This is a genomic window from Haemophilus parainfluenzae T3T1 (assembly GCF_000210895.1).
In the GTDB taxonomy this organism is placed as follows: Bacteria; Pseudomonadota; Gammaproteobacteria; order Enterobacterales; family Pasteurellaceae; genus Haemophilus_D; species Haemophilus_D parainfluenzae_A.
The window spans coordinates 543,950-564,312 of record NC_015964.1; the positions used below are offsets into that span (position 1 = coordinate 543,950).

Annotated in this window: 21 protein-coding genes; 13 read left to right on the plus strand and 8 right to left on the minus strand. The window is 39.1% G+C overall.

Going from position 1 to position 20,363, the window contains the following annotated elements:
* Nucleotides 1-73 precede the first annotated feature (73 nt).
* Nucleotides 74-1,522, plus strand: coding sequence for an aminoacyl-histidine dipeptidase (locus PARA_RS02775; RefSeq protein ID WP_014064446.1), 1,449 nt, complete (start codon nt 74-76; stop codon nt 1,520-1,522).
* A 52-nt stretch (nt 1,523-1,574) separates the two neighbouring features.
* Here the strand turns inward: PARA_RS02775 and htpX are convergent, their stop codons facing one another.
* Both htpX and mobA read right to left on the minus strand, forming a co-directional pair.
* Nucleotides 1,575-2,426 carry a protease HtpX gene (gene htpX, locus PARA_RS02780; RefSeq protein ID WP_178162576.1) on the minus strand — a complete coding sequence of 284 codons (852 nt, stop codon included), beginning with the start codon at nt 2,424-2,426 and terminating at the stop codon, nt 1,575-1,577.
* 78 nt (nt 2,427-2,504) lie between these two features.
* Nucleotides 2,505-3,071: a molybdenum cofactor guanylyltransferase MobA gene (gene mobA, locus PARA_RS02785; protein ID WP_014064448.1), complete on the minus strand. Its 567-nt coding sequence runs from the start codon at nt 3,069-3,071 to the stop codon at nt 2,505-2,507.
* A gap of 66 nt (nt 3,072-3,137) precedes the next feature.
* Here mobA and PARA_RS02790 point away from each other — a divergent pair, with 66 nt between their 5' ends.
* The 6 genes from PARA_RS02790 to PARA_RS02815 all read left to right on the plus strand — a co-directional run bounded on the left by PARA_RS02790 (nt 3,138) and on the right by PARA_RS02815 (nt 6,784).
* A complete protein-coding gene (locus tag PARA_RS02790; RefSeq protein WP_005699179.1) occupies nt 3,138-3,404 on the plus strand; it encodes a YihD family protein in 267 nt (88 codons plus the stop codon).
* A 9-nt stretch (nt 3,405-3,413) separates the two neighbouring features.
* A complete protein-coding gene (gene dsbA / locus PARA_RS02795) occupies nt 3,414-4,019 on the plus strand; it encodes a thiol:disulfide interchange protein DsbA (RefSeq protein WP_014064449.1) in 606 nt (201 codons plus the stop codon).
* 53 nt (nt 4,020-4,072) lie between these two features.
* On the plus strand, nt 4,073-4,408 hold the full coding sequence (locus PARA_RS02800; RefSeq protein ID WP_032804166.1) for a DUF413 domain-containing protein: 336 nt from the start codon (nt 4,073-4,075) through the stop codon (nt 4,406-4,408).
* 101 nt (nt 4,409-4,509) lie between these two features.
* On the plus strand, nt 4,510-5,601 hold the full coding sequence (trmA, locus tag PARA_RS02805; RefSeq protein ID WP_014064450.1) for a tRNA (uridine(54)-C5)-methyltransferase TrmA: 1,092 nt from the start codon (nt 4,510-4,512) through the stop codon (nt 5,599-5,601).
* On the plus strand, nt 5,583-6,350 hold the full coding sequence (locus PARA_RS02810; RefSeq protein ID WP_014064451.1) for a class I SAM-dependent methyltransferase: 768 nt from the start codon (nt 5,583-5,585) through the stop codon (nt 6,348-6,350). The genes trmA and PARA_RS02810 overlap by 19 nt, the downstream gene beginning before the upstream one ends.
* A complete protein-coding gene (locus PARA_RS02815) occupies nt 6,344-6,784 on the plus strand; it encodes a SoxR reducing system RseC family protein (protein ID WP_014064452.1) in 441 nt (146 codons plus the stop codon). The genes PARA_RS02810 and PARA_RS02815 overlap by 7 nt, the downstream gene beginning before the upstream one ends.
* Before the next feature lie 106 nt (nt 6,785-6,890).
* Here the strand turns inward: PARA_RS02815 and potE are convergent, their stop codons facing one another.
* The 4 genes from potE to PARA_RS02830 form a co-directional block, all read right to left on the minus strand.
* Complete coding sequence (gene potE, locus PARA_RS02820; RefSeq protein ID WP_014064453.1) at nt 6,891-8,207, minus strand: putrescine-ornithine antiporter; 1,317 nt, start codon at nt 8,205-8,207, stop codon at nt 6,891-6,893.
* 105 nt (nt 8,208-8,312) lie between these two features.
* Nucleotides 8,313-10,475, minus strand: a complete 2,163-nt coding sequence (gene speF / locus PARA_RS02825) for an ornithine decarboxylase SpeF (RefSeq protein ID WP_014064454.1) — start codon at nt 10,473-10,475, stop codon at nt 8,313-8,315.
* 250 nt (nt 10,476-10,725) lie between these two features.
* The gene (gene speFL / locus PARA_RS10505) at nt 10,726-10,920 is read right to left on the minus strand and encodes a leader peptide SpeFL (RefSeq protein WP_197534114.1); all 195 of its coding nucleotides are present in this window, start codon (nt 10,918-10,920) and stop codon (nt 10,726-10,728) included.
* 213 nt (nt 10,921-11,133) lie between these two features.
* Entirely contained in the window at nt 11,134-12,138 is a 1,005-nt protein-coding gene (locus PARA_RS02830; protein WP_014064455.1) for an ornithine carbamoyltransferase, read from the minus strand.
* A gap of 232 nt (nt 12,139-12,370) precedes the next feature.
* Between PARA_RS02830 and cpdB the strand changes: the two genes are divergently transcribed.
* On the plus strand, nt 12,371-14,344 hold the full coding sequence (gene cpdB / locus PARA_RS02835) for a 2',3'-cyclic-nucleotide 2'-phosphodiesterase (RefSeq protein WP_014064456.1): 1,974 nt from the start codon (nt 12,371-12,373) through the stop codon (nt 14,342-14,344).
* A gap of 57 nt (nt 14,345-14,401) precedes the next feature.
* Here cpdB and PARA_RS10260 read toward each other — a convergent pair whose 3' ends face one another.
* Both PARA_RS10260 and PARA_RS02845 read right to left on the minus strand, forming a co-directional pair.
* On the minus strand, nt 14,402-14,500 hold the full coding sequence (locus PARA_RS10260) for a methionine/alanine import family NSS transporter small subunit (RefSeq protein WP_041918210.1): 99 nt from the start codon (nt 14,498-14,500) through the stop codon (nt 14,402-14,404).
* 2 nt (nt 14,501-14,502) lie between these two features.
* Entirely contained in the window at nt 14,503-16,017 is a 1,515-nt protein-coding gene (locus PARA_RS02845) for a sodium-dependent transporter (RefSeq protein ID WP_014064457.1), read from the minus strand.
* Between the two features lie 158 nt (nt 16,018-16,175).
* Here PARA_RS02845 and PARA_RS02850 point away from each other — a divergent pair, with 158 nt between their 5' ends.
* The 5 genes from PARA_RS02850 (at nt 16,176) to PARA_RS02870 (ending at nt 20,349) form a co-directional block, all read left to right on the plus strand.
* A complete protein-coding gene (locus PARA_RS02850) occupies nt 16,176-16,814 on the plus strand; it encodes a tellurite resistance TerB family protein (RefSeq protein WP_014064458.1) in 639 nt (212 codons plus the stop codon).
* A gap of 185 nt (nt 16,815-16,999) precedes the next feature.
* A complete protein-coding gene (ilvG, locus tag PARA_RS02855; protein ID WP_014064459.1) occupies nt 17,000-18,655 on the plus strand; it encodes an acetolactate synthase 2 catalytic subunit in 1,656 nt (551 codons plus the stop codon).
* Nucleotide 18,656: 1 nt separating this feature from the next.
* A complete protein-coding gene (ilvM, locus tag PARA_RS02860; protein WP_014064460.1) occupies nt 18,657-18,875 on the plus strand; it encodes an acetolactate synthase 2 small subunit in 219 nt (72 codons plus the stop codon).
* A 12-nt stretch (nt 18,876-18,887) separates the two neighbouring features.
* Nucleotides 18,888-19,610, plus strand: coding sequence for a hypothetical protein (locus PARA_RS02865; RefSeq protein ID WP_231844653.1), 723 nt, complete (start codon nt 18,888-18,890; stop codon nt 19,608-19,610).
* 103 nt (nt 19,611-19,713) lie between these two features.
* Complete coding sequence (locus PARA_RS02870; protein WP_014064462.1) at nt 19,714-20,349, plus strand: hypothetical protein; 636 nt, start codon at nt 19,714-19,716, stop codon at nt 20,347-20,349.
* Nucleotides 20,350-20,363: the final 14 nt, after the last annotated feature.

Genomic DNA, 20,363 nt, shown 5'->3' on the forward strand with positions numbered 1-20,363 from the left:
GCAGAATTTTAACCCGAAATGGCGTTTTATGCTATGATTTCCGCAAAAATTTTAATGAAAAAAGGAGTTCATTATGTCAGAAATTACCACATTACAACCGCAATTACTTTGGAAATGGTTTGATCAAATTTGTGCAATTCCACATCCTTCTCATCACGAAGATGCGCTCGCGACCTTTATTGTCAACTGGACGAAAGAAAAACAGTTTTTTGCTGAGCGTGATGAAGCCGGTAATGTATTAATTCGTAAACCTGCCACAGCAGGTATGGAAAACAGCCAACCTGTTGTGTTACAAGCACATTTAGATATGGTTCCACAAGCGAATGAAGGCAATCCACACAACTTCGCTCAAGACCCAATTCGCCCTTATATTGATGGCGATTGGGTAAAAGCACAAGGCACCACACTTGGCGCGGATAACGGTATCGGTTTAGCCTCGACCTTAGCGGTATTAGAAAGTACCGATATTGCACATCCACCACTTGAAGTGTTACTCACCATGACTGAAGAAACCGGCATGGATGGTGCCGTACACCTCCGTCGTAACTGGTTAAAATCGGAAATCTTAATTAATACCGACACTGAAGAAATCGGTGAAATCTATATTGGTTGTGCTGGTGGGGTGAATGCTAATGTTGAGCTACCTGTTCACCGTGAAACCAATTCATTCAACCATACTTTGCAAATTAACTTAAAAGGTTTGCGAGGCGGTCACTCTGGTTGTGATATTCACACCACTCGTGCAAATGCAATTAAAGTATTAGCGCGTTTATTAGCAAAACTCTCACAAAATCAACCGCACTTAGCACTTTCAGAAATTCGTGGAGGCTCAATTCGTAACGCGATTCCACGTGAAGCGGCCGCAACCATTTGCTTCAATCATGATGTTGAAAGCGTAAAAAGCGCGGTCAAAAATTTTGAAGTTTTATTGAAAGATGAGCTTGCTATCGCTGAACCAAACTTAACCTTAACCGCTGAGCTAGTTGAAAATCCACAACAAACCTTCACGCTTGAAACCACCAAAAAAGTGATTAATTTGCTGAACGTCTTACCAAATGGCGTAATCCGCAACAGTGATGTAATCAAAAATGTCGTGGAGAGCTCGTTAAGCATTGGTGTATTAAAAACCCTTGAAGATAAAATCAAAGGTACGATTCTTATTCGTTCGCTTATTGAAAGTGGTAAAGAGTATGTAGGAGAAACCTTAACTTCACTCGCTGAACTCACTGGCGCAACGGTTGAATTCTCAGGTTCTTACCCTGGTTGGAAACCGGTAAACGACACGGCAATTTTAGCCTTAATGAAAAAACATTATGCAGAAGTGCTTGGCAAAGAGCCGGTTATTAAAGTGATTCATGCAGGGCTTGAATGTGGCTTATTGAAAGAACATTATCCAAATATTGATATGATCTCTGTGGGCCCAACGATTCGCAACGCGCATTCACCTGATGAAAAAGTCCAAATTTCAGCAGTACAAACTTACTGGGAATTACTCACCAAAGTCTTAGCAGACATTAAATAATCCATAAATAAAAAGGGCTAAATATTACATTTAGCCCTTTATTTTTTATCTTTTATAAACTACGTAATGCTTCGATACGTTTTTCAAGTGGAGGATGGCTCATAAAAAGTTCGCTACGTTTGCCGTTAATCATAAAGGCATTAAGTGAACCTTCCATCTCTTGCGGCTCATGAATTTGTTGTAAACGTTGCAATGCCGCAATCATTTTTTCTTTTCCAACAAGCTGTGCAGAACCTGCATCTGCTCGGTATTCGCGATAGCGTGAGAACCACATCGCGATAATGCTCGCTAAAATACCAAACAAGATTTCTAACACCATTGAGACTAAGAAGTAAATGCCTGAACTACGACTTTCTTCATCGCCATTACGAGAACTTGCTACCACATTGGCGATCACACGAGATAAGAAAATCACGAAGGTATTCAATACGCCCTGTAATAAAGTCATTGTCACCATATCACCGTTCGCGATGTGTGAGACCTCATGAGCCAATACCGCCTCAGCTTCTTCTTCCGTCATAGAGTTTAATAAACCCGTACTAATCGCCACTAAAGAATTATTTTTAGTTGCACCCGTAGCAAAAGCATTCGCATCATTAGAATGATAAATCGCGACATCTGGCATTGGAATACCCGCTTGTTGTGCTTGACGGCGTACCGTTTCTACTAACCAACGCTCCGCTTGATTACGCGGTTCAGTAATCACTTCCGCACCCACAGAGCGCAATGCCATGGTTTTTGATAAGAATAATGAAATCAATGATCCAGCAAAACCGAAAAGCATTGCCATAATTAAAATGCCACCTGTACTATTTCCTGCAATACCGGTCACATTTAAAATAATCCCTAACACAAGCATCACAGCAAAGTTAGTGGCTAAAAATAAAAGGATTCGCATCATAATAAAGTTCCTCAATAAAATAGAAAGTAAACACTGTAATAATGGAGAATTTTTTACAAAATTCAAGGTTAAACAAATAATTTATTGTAAATCTTCTAAGGTATTAAAATTTACAAATCGTCCTTCTTGTTCGCCAAACTGGACAGCAACCGCACCATTTTTGTTCATAAATTGTAATAGACGGCGTTCGCCTTCGTTTAAATAAGCGCGTAACTTCTCTTTAAGCTGAACTGACATCAAACAAAATGTCGGGTGTTCACGCTCCTTATCTTTTGCATAAGCAATTAAAGTGCGGTCATTTTTAACCGCGCTTTTTAGTTTTTCTAATAAGTTTTGTGGAAAATACGGACTATCACAAGGCACAAAAAGTACAAAATCTGTTTTAGCTTGTTCGAGTGATGTTAGCATACCACTCAACGGTCCCTGAAAATCAGGCAATTCATCTGAAAATACGGGAAACCCCCATTGAGCATACTCCGTATGGTGACGATTAGCATTAATCGATATATCAACTACTTGGGGTTGTAAGCGCTCAATCACATGACTAATTAACGGTTTATTTTGTAAAAGCTGTAAGCCTTTATCCGCCCCATTCATTCTCCGTGCTTTTCCGCCAGCCAAAATAACCGCACTTATTGTGTATTCCATATTTTCTTATTGCCTTATTTGAAGTATGATCTAGCCTTATTTTTCTCCATTTAAAAGGAAATAGCAATGAAATGTAAGCGTTTAAATGAAGTTTTGGAACTTTTACAACCTTACTGGTCTAAAGACCCAGATCTTAGCTTGCTACAAATTTTGCAAAAAATTGCTGATGAAGCAGGTTTCGATAAGCCAGTGGCAGAATTATCTGATGAAGTGATTATTTATCATTTAAAAATGCATGGCACAGATAAGTTTGAGCCAATTCCTGGCATCAAAAAAGATTATGAAGAAGATTTTAAAACCGCATTGTTAAAAGCGCGCGGAATTATTAAATAAGGAAAACAAATGAAAAAATTTTTATTTTTACTCGGTGCTTTATTTTCATTTAACGCATTCGCAGCTAATTTAGAAGAAGGTAAACAATACGTTCAAGTGGGTCAAACCGCTTCTGCACAGCCTGAAGTGATTGAATTTTTCTCTTTCTACTGCCCGCATTGCTATGCCTTTGAAATGGAATACCACATTCCAAAACAAGTTGCAGAAAGCTTACCAAAAGGCACTGAATTTAAACAATATCATGTTAACTTCTTAGGTCGTCAATCTGAAAACCTCACTCGTGCATGGGCATTAGCGATGGCACTTGGTGCAGAAAGCAAGGTGAAAGCGCCTTTATTTGAAGCCGCACAACAAGATAAATTAAGCTCAATGGACGATATTCGTAAAATCTTCATTGATAACGGGGTTACAGCTGAACAATTTGATAACAACATCAACAGCTTTGCTGTAAACGGTTTAGTGAATAAACAAGTAAATGCAGCGGAACAGTTCCAAGTACGTGGCGTACCTGATTTCTATGTCAATGGCAAATACCGTGTAAACCCTGAAGGCTTAAATTACGACGATTTCGTCAAAGATTATGTAGAAACCGTGAAAGGTTTATTGCAAAAATAAAAAAAAATTGGTTTAATGCCTGCCGTTTTTAAATATAAAGAAGAGAGATGATTATGGCTGCTAGTTTCAGTGTTACTCGTCGTTTTTTTGACGACAAAAACTACCCACGCGGATTTTCCCGTCACGGTGATTATACAATCAAAGAATCCCAAGTATTAGAGCAATATGGTCAAGCGTTTAAAGCATTAGATTCAGGCGAGCGCAAGCCAGCGACAAAAGAAGAAAAAGAATTTGTTGCATTTTGCCGTGGTGAACGTGCACCAGAAACTTTCTTCGAAAAAACCTGGAATAAATATCGTACTCGCATTAACACAACAAAACGTGTTTACACCTTATCTGGTGATGTGAGCGAAGCGGCTTCTGGCGGCGAAGATTATTCTGGCGAATAATACATTTTAAAAGGCAGGCAGAAGCTTGCCTTTTGCTTTTTTACTCAATCCCCATGCTTGCCAAGGGCTGTGGGATATTTATCATTCAAACGTAAACATCAATGCAACTACCCATTTCCCAATATACCGAACTCCTGCAAAAAAAGACTGAAAAACTGACCGCACTTTTGCAGCCCTTTAACGCCCCAGAAATAGCCGTGTTTGATTCGCCGACTAGTCATTATCGGATGCGTGCAGAATTTCGTATTTGGCATGATAAAGGCGATTTTTATCACATCATGTTTGATCAAACCACCTTGCAACGTTATCGAGTGGATGAGTTCCCGATTGCCAGCGAGCTGATCAATCGCATGATGAAAGCCTTACTGCCATTATTAAAAACGCAGGAAGTATTACATAAAAAACTGTTTCAAATTGATTATTTGAGCACACTCAGCAATAAGATCATTGTAAGCCTACTTTACCACAAGCAACTCACGGAAGAATGGCAAAGCGCTGCAGCAAACCTAAAAGGTGAATTACAACAACTTGGTTTTGATGTGCAGTTGATTGGTCGAGCGAGTAAACAAAAAATCTGTTTAGAACAAGATTTTGTTGATGAAGTATTACCGGTAAAAGGGCGTAATTATGTTTATCGCCAAGTGGAAAACAGCTTTACCCAGCCTAATGCAGCTGTAAATTGTAAGATGTTGGAATGGGCGATTGATTGCACTCAAGGTTCGCAAGGGGATTTATTGGAGCTGTATTGTGGTAACGGAAATTTCTCTATCGCCCTTGCACAAAACTTCCGTAAAGTGCTTGCTACCGAAATTGCCAAGCCATCAGTGGCTGCCGCACAATTTAATATTGCGGAAAATGGTATAGATAATTTGCAAATTATCCGTATGTCGGCAGAAGAATTTACCCAAGCAATGAATGGCGTACGTGAATTTAATCGCTTAAAAGGCATTGATTTAAAAACCTATCAATGCAATACGATTTTTGTTGATCCACCACGAGCAGGGCTTGACCCTGACACGGTAAAACTGGTGCAGAATTACGATCGTATTTTGTATATTTCCTGCAATCCACATACCCTTTGCGAGAACTTGCAGACCCTAAGCCAAACCCACCGCATTGAAAAAGCGGCGCTGTTTGATCAATTCCCTTACACAGATCATATGGAAAGCGGCGTATGGCTGGTGAGAAAATAAAAATTCAACTGTTTGCCGAAGTAGGAACATTGTCAGAATTGACCGCACTTTGTTCCCCTTTTGGTATCGAGCATTGTACTGAAAGCCCGCTTGCATTGGTGCGAACCGAAACCCACCTTGCCCTACGTAAACTGGATGAACCCAAGTTGGGCGATGTCTTTGTAAATTTCGTAGCCGGCGCAATGGCTCATCGTCGTAAATTTGGCGGTGGACGTGGCGAAGCTGTTGCCAAAGCTGTAGGCATCAAGGGCTCAGAATTGCCTTCCGTGATTGATGCTACAGCCGGGCTTGGTCGAGATGCCTTTGTTTTAGCTTCTATCGGTTGCCAAGTGCGTTTAGTGGAACGCCATCCCGTGGTGTATTTGCTATTGCAGGATGGACTCAACCGCGCCTATCAAGATGCAGAAATAGGCGAAATGATGCAACAAAATATGCAATTATTGGGCGTTCATCATATTGCCGAACTCAATCCAAAAACAGAGAGTGCCGATGTGGTGTATTTGGATCCAATGTATCCGCACAAGCAAAAATCTGCCTTAGTTAAAAAAGAAATGCGCTTATTCCAACATTTAGTTGGTGCCGATTTGGATGCCGATGAGCTCTTGACACCTGCGTTACAATTAGCTCGTAAACGCGTGGTGGTAAAACGTCCTGATTATGCGGAATTTTTAGCGCAAAAAGCGCCCCATGTCAGTCGTGAAACCAAAAACCACCGCTTTGATATTTATATGGGAGAAGCACAATGCTAAAAGAAAGTGCTGTTGTAATGAGCTATGATGCGGAAACAGGTCTTGCTAAAGTGAAATGTCAGTCACAAAGTGCTTGTGGGGCTTGCTCGGCTAGAGAAGCCTGTGGAACAGCCTCCCTTTCTGAACTCAATGGAAAACGAGGCGAGCATATCTTCACGTTAGAAACAATCACGCCACTGCGCACAGGTCAAATGGTGGAAATCGGTCTAGAAGAAAAATCCATGTTATTTTCTGCATTATTAATGTATATCGTGCCACTTTTCACTCTATTGGTTGCAACATTGCTTTCTAACTATATCAGTGAAAATGAACTCGTCCGTGCGATTTTAATCTTTATTTTGACCGCACTTTCTTTTTTGATGGTTAAGCGTTATACCAAAAAACTCGGCCAACAAACAGAATTTCAGCCTATTTTGTTGAGAGTGTTGTCCTAAATAAAAAGAGCGGTTGAAAACAAATTAATTTTCAACCGCTCTTTTATACTTTAAGTTTATTGCAACTCGAAAGGCCTACATTAAGATGTAGGCTTTTCTTTTTTAATTAAGCTTGAGATTTTTTAAGGTCAAATTTGTAAGAAACAAAACCATACAATGTCCAACCGATAAAGGTCACAATTGAACCGTATAACATCGCTTGTTCACCTGCAGCATAAAGTGCATAGATACTATAGACTGAACCAATAAAGGCAACAAGTACAGTTTTTTTGTATTTTTGGTGAGGAACATTTTCAGTTTTCAACAATACGGCAAGTGCTGCCATTGAGAGCAAGTATGGAATAACGTTCGTTACTACCGCGAGGTCCACCAACACATTGAATTGTTTATTTAATGATGGGCTGATTGTCATTAATGATAGTAATGTTTGTAACGAAGTGATGGTTACCATACCAACGATTGGTGCATCTTTGCTAGTAACTTTTTTGAAGAATGCTGGGAAATAACCTTCTTCCGCTGAAGATTTGAATACTTGAGCGATAGTGAACTGCCAACCTAATAATGAACCGAAACAAGACATCACCATTAAGCCCATGATGACTTTACCGATTGTTTCATTAAACATATGAGCAAAGGCTAAACCGAACGGTGCTGTTGAATTAGCAAGTTCAAGGTTAGGAACAATACCTGCGATAACGTTAGTAGAAACGATATAAATTACCGCTGCACCTAAAGTACCACCAAGTACCGCGATTGGTACGTTTTTCTCTGGATTTTCAACCGCATCAGAGTTCGCACAAGCAGACTCTAACCCTAAGAATGCCCATAATGTCATTGAAATAGATACACCGATCGCTTCAAAAGTAGGCACGTTGTGTGGGTTCCAAGAATTTACATACATTGAACCATCAAACCATTTCCAACCGATGATTGAAATACCCACCACAGGAATAATTACACCCCAAATGGTGAATGAACTGATGTTACCCGTAATTCTTGCGCCACCGAAGTTAAGAACAGTCGCAAGCCAAAGAGTGAAGATCGTCCATAATGCGATAGAAAGTGGAGAAAGGGTTGCACCGAGGAACTCAGAACCATAACCAACAGCAGAAATCGCAATCGCAGTATTCGCAATAACTAACGACACACCATAAGTATAGTTCGCCATGAAGTTACCAGCTTTACCGAAAGAGTATTCGGCATAGCCACCCATACCACCGGATTTTCTACTAAACATACCGCATTGTGCGAATGCATAAGCTAAGGCTGTTGAACCAACTGCGGTTACAAGCCAAGAAACGATAGAAATAGTCCCAATTTCGGCTAATTTGGTCGGTAACATAATGATACCAGAACCCATCATATTAACCATAGTCAGAATGGTGAGTTGAACCACACCAATTTTATTACTTTTAGCACTCATAATTTATACTCCCTAAAGTGCGGTCAAAAAATCAGATGTTTTTAACCGCACTTTTTTTGTTTGTGCCGAGAGGGTTATGAGGAAAAACCTCATAACCACACTTTATTAATAGTCAGTTAAAACATAGCCATATGCACGAGTACGTCCATCAGGGTCTTTTTGTAAGTAAACCCCTTGGATTTCAGGTGCGAAACCAGGTAATGTGTTGATACCTTCTTCTAATGCGAGGAAGTATTTTTGTGCAGTCGGACTCCATCTTTCCCCTGGAACCACACATAACACACCTGGAGGATAAGGTAATGCACCTTCCGCAGCTACGCGACCAACAATGTCAGTTAATGCAACAAGTTCAACTTTGTTACGAACGAATTCAATATTCGCATCGTGTGGATTTAACGCATATTCCGGTAATGTTGCTTTGCGGAATAGGTCTTTTTGAAGTTGTTTTACATTGCGGCTTACATAAAGGTCATGCATTTCTTGGCATAATTGACGGATTGTGTAGCCTTTGTAGCGGTCTTCGTTGTTTTTGTACACGGTTGGCAATACATCTTTTAATAAAGAGTTTTGTTTAATGTGTTTTTCGAACAAGGCGATTTGAGCGACCAATGTTTGCATTTTGGTAAGAGTTTCTGCCGGAGTGAGCAAGAATAAGATAGAGTTCAAGTCACATTTTTCCGGAATAATACCGTTTTCACGTAAGTAGTTTGCAAGAATGGTTGCTGGAATACCGAAGTCTTCATATTCACCATTTTCTAAGCTGATACCTGGAGTGGTAAGTAAGAATTTACATGGGTCAACGAAGTATTGTTCATCCGCATAGCCTTCAAATTTATGCCATGTATCAGTTGGGTGGAATTTGAAGAATTCGAGGTTGGTTGCGATTTCTTCTGTGTCATAATCTTGCCATTTTTTACCTTTCACTGTTGTAGGGATGAATGGACGGATTAAATCACAGTGATTCAACACTAATTTACGTGCTTCGATACCCACTTTCACACATTCATGCCATAAGCGAAGACCTGCTTCACTACCTTGGATTTTCGCGTTCACATCTAATGTTGCAAACAATGGATAGAACGGACTGGTTGAAGCATGTAACATGAAGGCGTTATTGAAACGTTTATGGTTTACATAACGATCTTGACCTTTGATATGTTTATCTTTTTTATGGATTTGTGAAGCTTGTGAGAAACCAGCTTGTTGTTTGTGAACAGATTGTGTCACTAAAATACCAGGGTCATTTTCATTTAATTCAAGCAATAATGGAGAGCAATCTTTCATCATTGGAATAAACTGTTCATAACCTACCCATGCAGAGTCGAATAAGATGTAATCACAAAGGTGACCGATTTTATCCACAACTTGGCGTGCGTTATAAATCGTACCGTCATAAGTACCTAATTGGATAACTGCTAAACGGAACGGACGTTTTTGGTTTAATTTTTCAGGTGCCACTTCTTTGATTAATGATTTTAAGTAATCTTCTTCAAAACAGTGACTATCAATACCACCGATGAAACCAAATGGGTTACGTGCAGTTTCCAAGTAAATTGGCGTTGCACCTGCTTGAATTAACGCACCGTGGTGGTTTGATTTGTGGTTGTTACGGTCAAATAATACTAAATCGCCTGGAGAAAGCACTGCGTTTAATGCTACTTTGTTTGCAGATGAAGTACCGTTTAATACGAAGTAGGTTTTATCTGCATTGAATACTTGAGCGGCATATTTTTGTGCATCACAAGCTGCACCTTCATGAATTAACAAGTCACCTAATTTGACGTCCGCATTACAAATATCAGAACGGAAAATATTTTCACCAAAGAAATCGTAAAGGAAACGACCTGCTGGGTGTTTACGGTAATATTGACCACCTTGATGTCCTGGACAGTCAAAAGCGATATTACCCATTTCCACATATTCACTTAACATTTTGAAGAATGGAGGTAACATTTTTTCTTCATAAAGTTTCGCTGCAGTTTCGATTTGACGGCTATAAAGTTTGATGTCATAACCGTTTAAATCTTGGATATGATAAATAGAATCATAGAATTTTGGATCCACTTGTTGTTCTTCTGTTTGAACAACGAATACTGGAACGCCGAATTTTGTTGCTTGAATTCGACCGAGGTATTCTCCTACATCACCTGAACTTAATACGATAGCCGCAACATCTGTAAAGTCTGTTTTGGCAATCTCAACTAATTCTCTATTTGTAGAGAAATATTGTTCAACTTTTGGACTATATGCAATTTTTAAGTTTGGCATAATAAACTCCTTTATTTATTTTTGACGTAAAGTTACCCTGCATTATTAATTTTAATAACGCAATAGATTTATTTAGAATAAAACAACCCTCTCTAGATTTTAATAAAAAAAACTAAAGTAAGAATTTATTTATTTTAAATTAAATAAGATTAAGTTAATTTCACAAAATATTTTTTACCTGTCCTAGACAATGTAAAAATATTCAGAAATTAATCTGTGGAGACTCTCTAAACAGAGAGAACAACTCTGTTTAGAGAGCCGTGTTGGATGGTTTATTTTGAGAAGCAAATACTGAATATGAGAAGCAAGAGCGATGCGATGGCATCATAATATGGCGTGTACGACGGATGTGCGCCATCAAAGAACGACCTTTTATCGGATTAAACCGTAAAAGTCTCAATACTTTCGTATGGACGTATCTGTGTATATATGTACGAAGTAGCATAGAAAAATTTCCTCTTTCTATCTAAACTAACCTTAGTTGGGTATATTCTCTGCTTGTGTAAATGTCATGTCAATAATATTTTTCAAAAAATGTGATCATTATCAAAAAATAAATTTAATTTTTCACATAAAAAAATAAAACCACAAGAAGTATGGAAATAAATTATTCTTAAAATAGATGATTAATAAATGTACTCATTTATCGAGATCTTCCCTAAGCCAAACTCGCTACCATGACTGCTTTAATCGTATGCATACGGTTTTCTGCTTGATCAAATGCAATATTCATCGGCGATTCAAACACCTCTTCAGTCACTTCAATGCCGTTTGCTAATTCAGGATACTTTTCAGCAATTTGGCGACCCACTTTCGTTTCACTATTATGGAATGCAGGTAAACAGTGCATGAATTTTACTTTTGGATTACCCGTACGCTTCATGAGTTCAGGCGTTACTTGATAAGGAAGCAATAACTTAATGCGTTCTGCCCAAGCGTCTAATGGTTCGCCCATTGAAACCCAAACATCAGTATGCACAAAATCGGCACCTTTTACTGCTTTATCAATATCTTCAGTTACGGTAAGGCATGCACCACTTTCTTTAGCAAAACCTTCACACATCTCAACAAAACCGGCTTCTGGTAATAAAGCTTTGGGACCGCAAATACGCACATCCATCCCTAGTTTTGATCCAATTAGTAAAAGAGAATTCCCCATGTTATTACGTGCATCACCAATATACACATAACTAATTTGACGAAGTGGCTTGTCACAATGTTCAATCATCGTAAGAACATCCGCGAGCATTTGTGTAGGATGAAACTCATCCGTTAAACCATTAAACACCGGCACACCTGCATAATCCGCAAGTTCTTGCACGGTACTTTGTTTAAAGCCCCGATATTCAATCGCATCATACATTCTCCCAAGAACTCGAGCTGTATCCTTCATGCTTTCTTTATGTCCAATCTGAGAGGAGTTTGGATCAATGTAAGTCACTCTAGCACCTTGATCATAAGCAGCGACTTCAAAAGCACAACGAGTACGAGTTGAGGTTTTTTCAAAAATAAGTGCAATATTTTTACCTTTAAGTTGTTGCTGCTCTGTTCCTGCATATTTAGCACGTTTCAAATCACGTGATAAATCTAACAAATAATTAATTTCGCGTTCTGAATGATGAACAAGACTCAATAAGTGTCTATTTTTAAGATTAAAAGCCATAGCGCTCTCCTTATCGGATGCCATCAATAAATGCGGGCTACCTTACTGTGAATAACTTAATTTTTAGCGGATTGGATGTTCTATTTTTGTCCCAAACGTGAAGTTTTGCAACCAAATTCAATCCCTTATTTTGTGATGCATATCACACTTCATTTCATAACTTTATATTGCGCTTTCTTTATATATAAAAGAGCTTTAAAATCTTGCCGATTCTTACATAACAGGAGCTCATATGATCAACAGAAGAGATTTCATCCAACTTGGCGCAAGCAGTATTTTAGCGTTAAGTACTAGCCGTTTTGCTTTTGCGAAAAGCGATACACAAGTCGATTTACGTATTGTGGCAACGACCGATATTCACAGTTTTTTGACTGACTTCGATTACTACAAAGATGCACCTACTGAGAAATTCGGTTTTACCCGTGCAGCAAGCTTGATTCGTCAAGCACGTCAAGAGGTGAAAAACAGCGTTTTAGTTGATAACGGTGACTTAATTCAAGGTAACCCAATTGCTGACTATCAAGCAGCTAAAGGTTATAAAGAAGGCAAATCAAACCCAGCCGTAGATTGTTTAAATGCAATGCACTATGAAGTAGGGACATTAGGTAACCACGAGTTTAACTATGGCTTAGATTATTTAGCCGATGCGATTAAACAAGCGAAATTCCCTATCATCAATGCTAACGTAGTGAAAGTCGGTACTGAAGAGCCCTATTTCACGCCTTATGTAATCCAAACAAAAGAAGTGGTCGATAGCCAAGGTAAAACGCATAAACTAAACATCGGTTATATCGGTTTTGTACCTCCACAAATTATGGTGTGGGATAAAGCAAATTTACAAGGCAAAGTTGAAACTCGCGATATCGTGAAAACCGCACAAAAATATGTGCCAGAAATGAAACAAAAAGGCGCAGATATTATTGTGGCACTTGCACACACTGGCCCATCTGATGAGCCATATCAAGAAGGTGCAGAAAACTCTGCATTCTACCTTGCTGATGTACCACACATTGATGCGATTGTTTTCGGTCACTCTCACCGTTTATTCCCAAATAAAGAGTTTGCAAAATCACCAAATGCGGATATTGCTAAAGGTACTGTGAAAGGCGTGCCTGAAAGTATGGCAGGCTACTGGGCAAACAACATCAGTGTAATCGACTTAACCCTTGCTCAACACAACGGCAAATGGTTAGTAGCTGATGGTAAAGCGGTACTTCGTCCAATTTATGATGCCGAAAACAAAAAAGCAACCACAGAAAGTGATGCAGAATTGACCGCACTTTTAAAACCTGTGCATGAAGCCACCCGTGAATTCGTAGCACAACCAATCGGTAAAGCGACCGATAACATGTACAGCTACTTAGCCCTAGTGCAAGATGACCCAACCATTCAAATTGTAAACCAAGCACAAAAAGCTTACGTTGAAAAAGTGGCACCAAGTGTTGCAGCAATGGCAGGCTTACCAATTTTAAGTGCGGGCGCACCGTTTAAAGCAGGCGGACGTAAAAATGACCCTACTGGCTATACAGAGGTGAACAAAGGTGAATTAACCTTCCGTAACGCAGCAGACTTATACCTCTATCCAAATACCTTAGTTGTGGTCAAAGCAACCGGTGAAGAATTGAAAGAATGGTTAGAATGTAGCGCAGGTATGTTTAAACAAATCGATCCAACAAGTGACAAACCACAATCGTTACTTGATTGGGACGGTTTCCGTACTTATAACTACGATGTGATTGACGGCGTAAATTATGAATTCGACCTGACTCAACCACCGCGTTATGACGGCGAATGTAAATTGATTAACCCGAACTCACATCGTGTAGTGAATTTAACTTACCAAGGTAAACCGGTTGATCCAAAAGCAGAATTCTTAATTGCGACTAACAACTATCGTGCTTACGGTAATAAATTCCCAGGCACTGGCGATGCGCATATCGTTTACGCTTCTCCTGATGAAAACCGTCAAATTCTTGCGGATTACATCAAAGCAGAAAGCGAGAAAAATGGCCATGTAAACCCAAGTGCGGATAAAAACTGGCGTTTTGCACCGATTAAAGGTAACGATAAATTAGACGTGCGTTTTGAAACCTCGCCAAGCGAACAAGCCGCGAAATTTATTCAAGACAATGCTCAATATCCAATGAAGAAAGTCGGCACCGATGAAGTTGGCTTTGCGGTATATCAAATCGATTTATCGAAATAACAAAAAAGGGCGTGCTCAGCACGCCCTACTTATTTCAAAGTGCGGTCAATTTTGACCTTATTTTTCTTCTTTTGGAAGTCTGATTAAAGCAAAGATCAAGCCACCCCAAATCACAAGAAGCGCCACAATCATCATTGCAATTGCAATACCTGTCATCTTTATTCTCCTTTTTCTTCAAGATTGAGGTTATCTTCATTTTTCCATTTTAAACGAGAAAGAATGAACGAAACGACTACTAGCGAAATTGCCATGCCCCAACCAAAGATATTTACGAACCAACTTGGATAACCTTCGTAGCCTTCTGTAAATACCTTCGCACCTTCACTCAATAACATAAAGGCAAGAATACCCGTGGTGATTACAATGCATAAACGCCATAGGAAACCGACTTTGAATGAAGAGCTTTCATTTAAGTGGTTACCTAATAAGCCAAGTTTTTCATTTGCTACAATCACAATTAATGAAACAAATGCTACCGCTACAATACCAAAGTAGTTTACAAATTTATCCAACACATCAAGCATTGGTAGACCTGTTGTGGTACCGAATAAAATTACTGATACCACCATCATTGGTAAACCAACAACAAAGGTCGCTTTTGCTCGACGTAAACGGAGTTTATCTTGAATCGCTGAAATGATTACTTCAATAACAGAGATAAATGAGGTTAATGCCGCAAAGGTTAATGAACCGAAGAATAATACCCCTAATACTTCACCGAATGGTGCTTTGTTAATAATAGTTGGGAATGCAAAGAAGGCTAAACCAATACCACCTTTTGCCACTTCGCTCACTTCTACGCCTTGTGCATTTGCGATGAAACCTAATGCCGCAAATACACCGATACCAGCAAGTACTTCAAAACTTGAGTTCGCAAAACCAACAACTAAACCGCTACCAGTTAAATCTGAATCTTTTTTCAAGTACGATGCATACGTGATCATAATTCCGAAACAGATGGAAAGAGAGAAGAAGATTTGACCGTAAGCCGCAATCCACACGCTCGGATTAGAGAGTTTTGACCAGTCTGGTGTAAATAATGCGTTCAAGCCTTTTTCTGCACCTGGTAAGAATAAAGAATAAACGACCAACGCCACAAACATCACCACTAAAACAGGCATTAAGATATCTGAAGATTTAGAAATCCCTTTTTGAATACCTAAAGAAAGTACGCCTAACGCCACTAACCATACGGCAATTAATGGGCCTGTTACCATACCGACAAACTCAAAGCTCACACCATTACTGATATCGCCCATTTTTAAGAATTCGTGTAGGAAGAAATCAATAGGTTGGTCGCCCCAAGCAGAATTAAGTGAGAAATAAGTATAGCTTGCCGCCCAACCTAATACTACGGCGTAGTAAAGACCAATGATGACATTCACCATTACTTGCCACCAACCAAACACTTCAAAGTGTGGGTTAAAACGACGATAAGAAAGTGGTGCACCACCACGATGGCGATGACCGATTGCATAATCTAAGAAAAGTAATGGAATACCGGCGGTTAAAAGTGCAATAAGATAAGGGATAATAAATGCACCGCCCCCGTTTTCATAAGTGGTGTAAGGGAAACGCCAAATGTTTCCTAAACCAACGGCGGATCCAATTGCCGCCATAATAAATGCTTTCCGACCAGAGAAGGTCTCACGCTTTGCGTTTGACTGCGTCATATTAAGTTCCTTTTTAATGAAGAAAGATTTCAATATAATGAATTCTAAAACCGAGTCAAGGACTTGGTTTAAAGAGTGGTTAAAAAAGTGAATTTTTTTTAAAATTTACTGTCTAAAGGCCGAATTTAATCTCTATTAACAACCAAAAGGAAACATTTATGGATCTCAACAGCATTTTAAATCAAGTTTTAGATGTGGCTAAAAACTCTGCAAGCAAACTTGAAACTGGTAACCAAACTATCGACTCTATTACAAAAGTAGGTGGTGGCGCAGCGTTAGGCGGTATCTTATCGATGATTTTAGGCCGTAGCGGTGGTGCAAGCTTAGCAAAATTAGGCTCACTTGCCGTTTTAGGTAACCTTGCTTATCAAGCTTACCAAAACTATCAAAAATCCCAACAAAGCAGCCAACCAAACATCTCAGAAAATGCGTTTGATGTATTAAATTCATCAAGCCATGTCGATGCGGGTGAATTAATTTTACGTACTATGATCGCCGCAGCGGCAGCAGACGGTGAAATCACTGAAGATGAAAAACAAACTATCGCAAATGAAGCGGGTAACAACCCTGAATTAGCGCAATGGCTTGAACAAGAAATTCAAAATCCAATTTCTATCAACGAGATTGCTCGCTTTGTAGGTAACGATACTGCACTTGCAAGCAATGTGTACTTAGCGGCGCGTTTAGTAAGCAAAGACTTATCTCGCAAAGAAATCATTTTCTTAGCTGACTTAGCACAAGCGTTAGGTTTAGACGATGCGCTTGTTGAACAATTAGAAAAACAAGCAGGCTTCTAATTTTACGCACAGAAAACATCACGTTTGCTGACCGCACTTTTCATTCAAAAACACGATAATGCTTGTTATCGTGTTTTTTTCATTGGTTTTTTCGCGAAAACCTAACCAAAGGCGAAAAATTCCGCTACAATGCTGAACTTCAGTGTTTATAAAATTATTCAATAATCATAAAAACGGGAAGCAACATGACAGGCGCACAACTCATTATCCAATGTTTAAAAGCGCATGGCGTAACCGATCTTTTCGGCTACCCAGGCGGGGCAATCATGCCAACCTACGATGCAATTTATGACTCAGGTCTTGACCATCTTCTTTGCCGTAACGAACAAGGTGCCGCAATAGCCGCAATTGGTTATGCTCGCTCTACGGGTAAAGTTGGCGTATGTGTCGCAACGTCAGGCCCTGGTGCAACTAACTTAGTAACAGGTTTAGGTGATGCCTTTGCTGATTCTGTACCAATCGTGGCATTTACTGGTCAAGTGGCAGCCCCACTTATCGGTACGGATGCTTTCCAAGAAGCCGATGTTTTAGGTTTATCCCTTGCGTGTACCAAACACAGCTATATTGTTCAATCTGTTGAAGAACTTCCTGAAATTATTGCTTCTGCTTTCCAAATTGCACAAAGTGGCAGACCTGGTCCAGTTCTCATCGATGTGCCTCGCAACATCCAAGTGAGCGATGTACCTGAACATGTAAAACCTATTGTCAAACCAGTCGTAAAACCAACCGCACTTTCAGAATTAAAATTAACTGAAGCAAAAGCATTATTGGCACAAGCGAAAAAACCAGTACTTTATGTAGGTGGTGGTGTAGGTATGGCGAAAGCCACACAAGTGGTCAAAAAATTCCTACAAATCACCAAAATGCCATCCGTTTCAACATTGAAAGGTTTGGGCTCAATTGACCCAACCGATCCCGTTTATATGGGCATGATTGGTATGCACGGCACAAGAGCTGCAAACGTAGCCGTACAAGAATGTGATTTATTGTTAGTGTGCGGTGCACGTTTTGACGACCGTGTGACCGGTAAATTAGACAGTTTTGCACCACACGCGAAAGTGATCCATTGTGATATTGATGCAGCAGAAATCAACAAACTCCGTGTAGCAAATGTCGCCCTTCAAGGTGATTTAATTCAAGCCTTAGAAGCTTTAAGTATTCCACTTGCGATTGATGATTGGCGTGCGCATATTCAAGCGCTGAAAGCCAAACTCGATTTCACTTATATCGACAATGCAGGCAACCGACCGATTGACCCTTGGTCATTGCTCAACACACTTTCACAGCGTAAACCTCAAAATGCGGTGATTTGTACCGATGTTGGCCAACACCAAATGTGGTCTGCGCAACATATGCGCCATTTCGCACCAGAAAACTATATTACCTCTGCGGGTTTCGGCACCATGGGATTTGGTTTACCTGCAGCGGTAGGTGCGAAAAAAGCACGCCCTCATGATGAAGTGATTTTAGTAACAGGCGATGGTTCATTGATGATGAACATTCAAGAATTAGGTTCAATCAAACGCGGCAAATTACCTGTGAAAATTTTGCTGTTAGATAACCAACGTCTTGGTATGGTGCGTCAATGGCAAGACCTTTTCTGGAATAAACGCCGTTCTGAAACCATTCTAGAAGATAACCCTGATTTCGTGATGTTGGCAAAAGCCTTTGATATTCCAGCTGAACGCATTGAGCGCGCTGATGACGTGGATACGGCACTTAGTCGCTTATTAAATAGCGAAACCGCCTATTTATTGCAAGTATGCATTCCACCTGAAGAATGTGTATGGCCATTAGTGCCGCCGGGTGCATGCAATACAGATATGCTGGAGGAAATTTAAGATGAACCAATATACTTTTGACTTAACCGCTCAACACCGCCCAGAGGTTTTAGAACGCGTATTACGCGTTATTCGTTTACGTGGCTTTACTGTAACTAACATGGATATGGCATTGGTAGAAACCAAAGTGCAGTTAAAAATCACTGTAAAATCTGACCGCACTTTTGATTTGTTGGTGAATCAATTGGCTAAACTGCCGGATGTGATTGAAATTAAGTAACGGAACTTAAAAATGAAAAAGCTCTTATCATTCATAATGCTATGTTCATTATTTTGTTTGTCAGCATGTACTGTAGATAAAAATACAGAGTCTGATGTAACGTCAAGTAAAGAACCAATTCAAATGTTTATGTTTAGCCAAGATGGCAGACTTTTTGTTTTTACTGATAAAGAAAGTTTTGAATTTAAAGGGCAAGGCGTTTCTAATTTATCGACATTCCTTAATAGCCCCCATGCAAAATCAATAGAAGAAGTATCACCTAAACTTTATATATATTTGAATGAGGAGAAAAAGCAATGGGCTTCATCATACTTAAAAGTGCTTGTTAAAGCAGATAAATTAACGAAAAAACAACAGGATGAACTAGTCAGTCAATTTAACTTTACACAAGCATCTCAAGCAAAAGACAAGGTTAAACAAGGGATAAAAGAAGATTTTGGTATTTCATCTCAACTTGATGTTTTTTATATTAAAACGTACAAGGCAGATGGCATTATCCAAGAATATAAAAATCGTGATGAATTACTAGCAAAATATAAACTGACAAAGCCTATTATGGCGACAGTTTATCGTGCGACTTATACCACCAGTAAATCATATAGCCTTTCGGACACTGGTGAAAATATACTTACGGCGCCACTAATAATCTTAACGGCTCCATTGTGGATTCCGGTTGCGATGATAGGTTGTCTGAATGAACGAAGAGGATTCATTGATTTATGTCCATTCCGTTAAATAACAATAAAGTGCGGTTAAAATTCATAGTGAAAAACAACCACACTTTGGATTTACTAGTGAAGCGGTTGGGAAAATAACTGAAGATTATGAAGGTAAAAAAATGAAAAAAATGCGTTTATTTATTGGGATGTTGATAGCTACGTTTTTATTGGGCTGTGTAACAGCAGATCAACAATATAAAGAATTATCATCAAAAAAAGAAGTGATCAAATCTTTCTTTATTGCTGACAATCGGATTTATGCTATTGGGCAACTTAATAGTTATCAATTTAATAGTAAAGATAATGGGAATACGGCTCAATTGATTAAATTACTTGAGTCACCTTATACTAAAAATATTTCTTCTGTGAAGATTGATGAGATAAGAAAAAATGTTAAAACCAATGAAGTAGAGGCATTCTTATCAATATATTTTAACCACCAAAATTTAACAAAAGCTCAACTTGATGAACTTTATAATATAAATTCTCCTTATAGAGATGGACGTAGAATGTTTTTTTCAATGAATAATGGAAATCTTGTTGATATAAAAAATAAAAATGAGATTTTGCAAAAGGCTAAACTTATTCAGCCATTAGAAACAAAATATGTAGAGTTTAGCAATGAAAAAGAAATTAGTATTAATAAATTGAACAAAGAAGAGGCTGCACTTTCAGCTATTATTATTCCTTTTGCCATCATAGGACTACCATTTGCAATCGTTGAGAAAGTTCTTACGACTGTTACTTCTCCGTAAGGTACATGGATTTT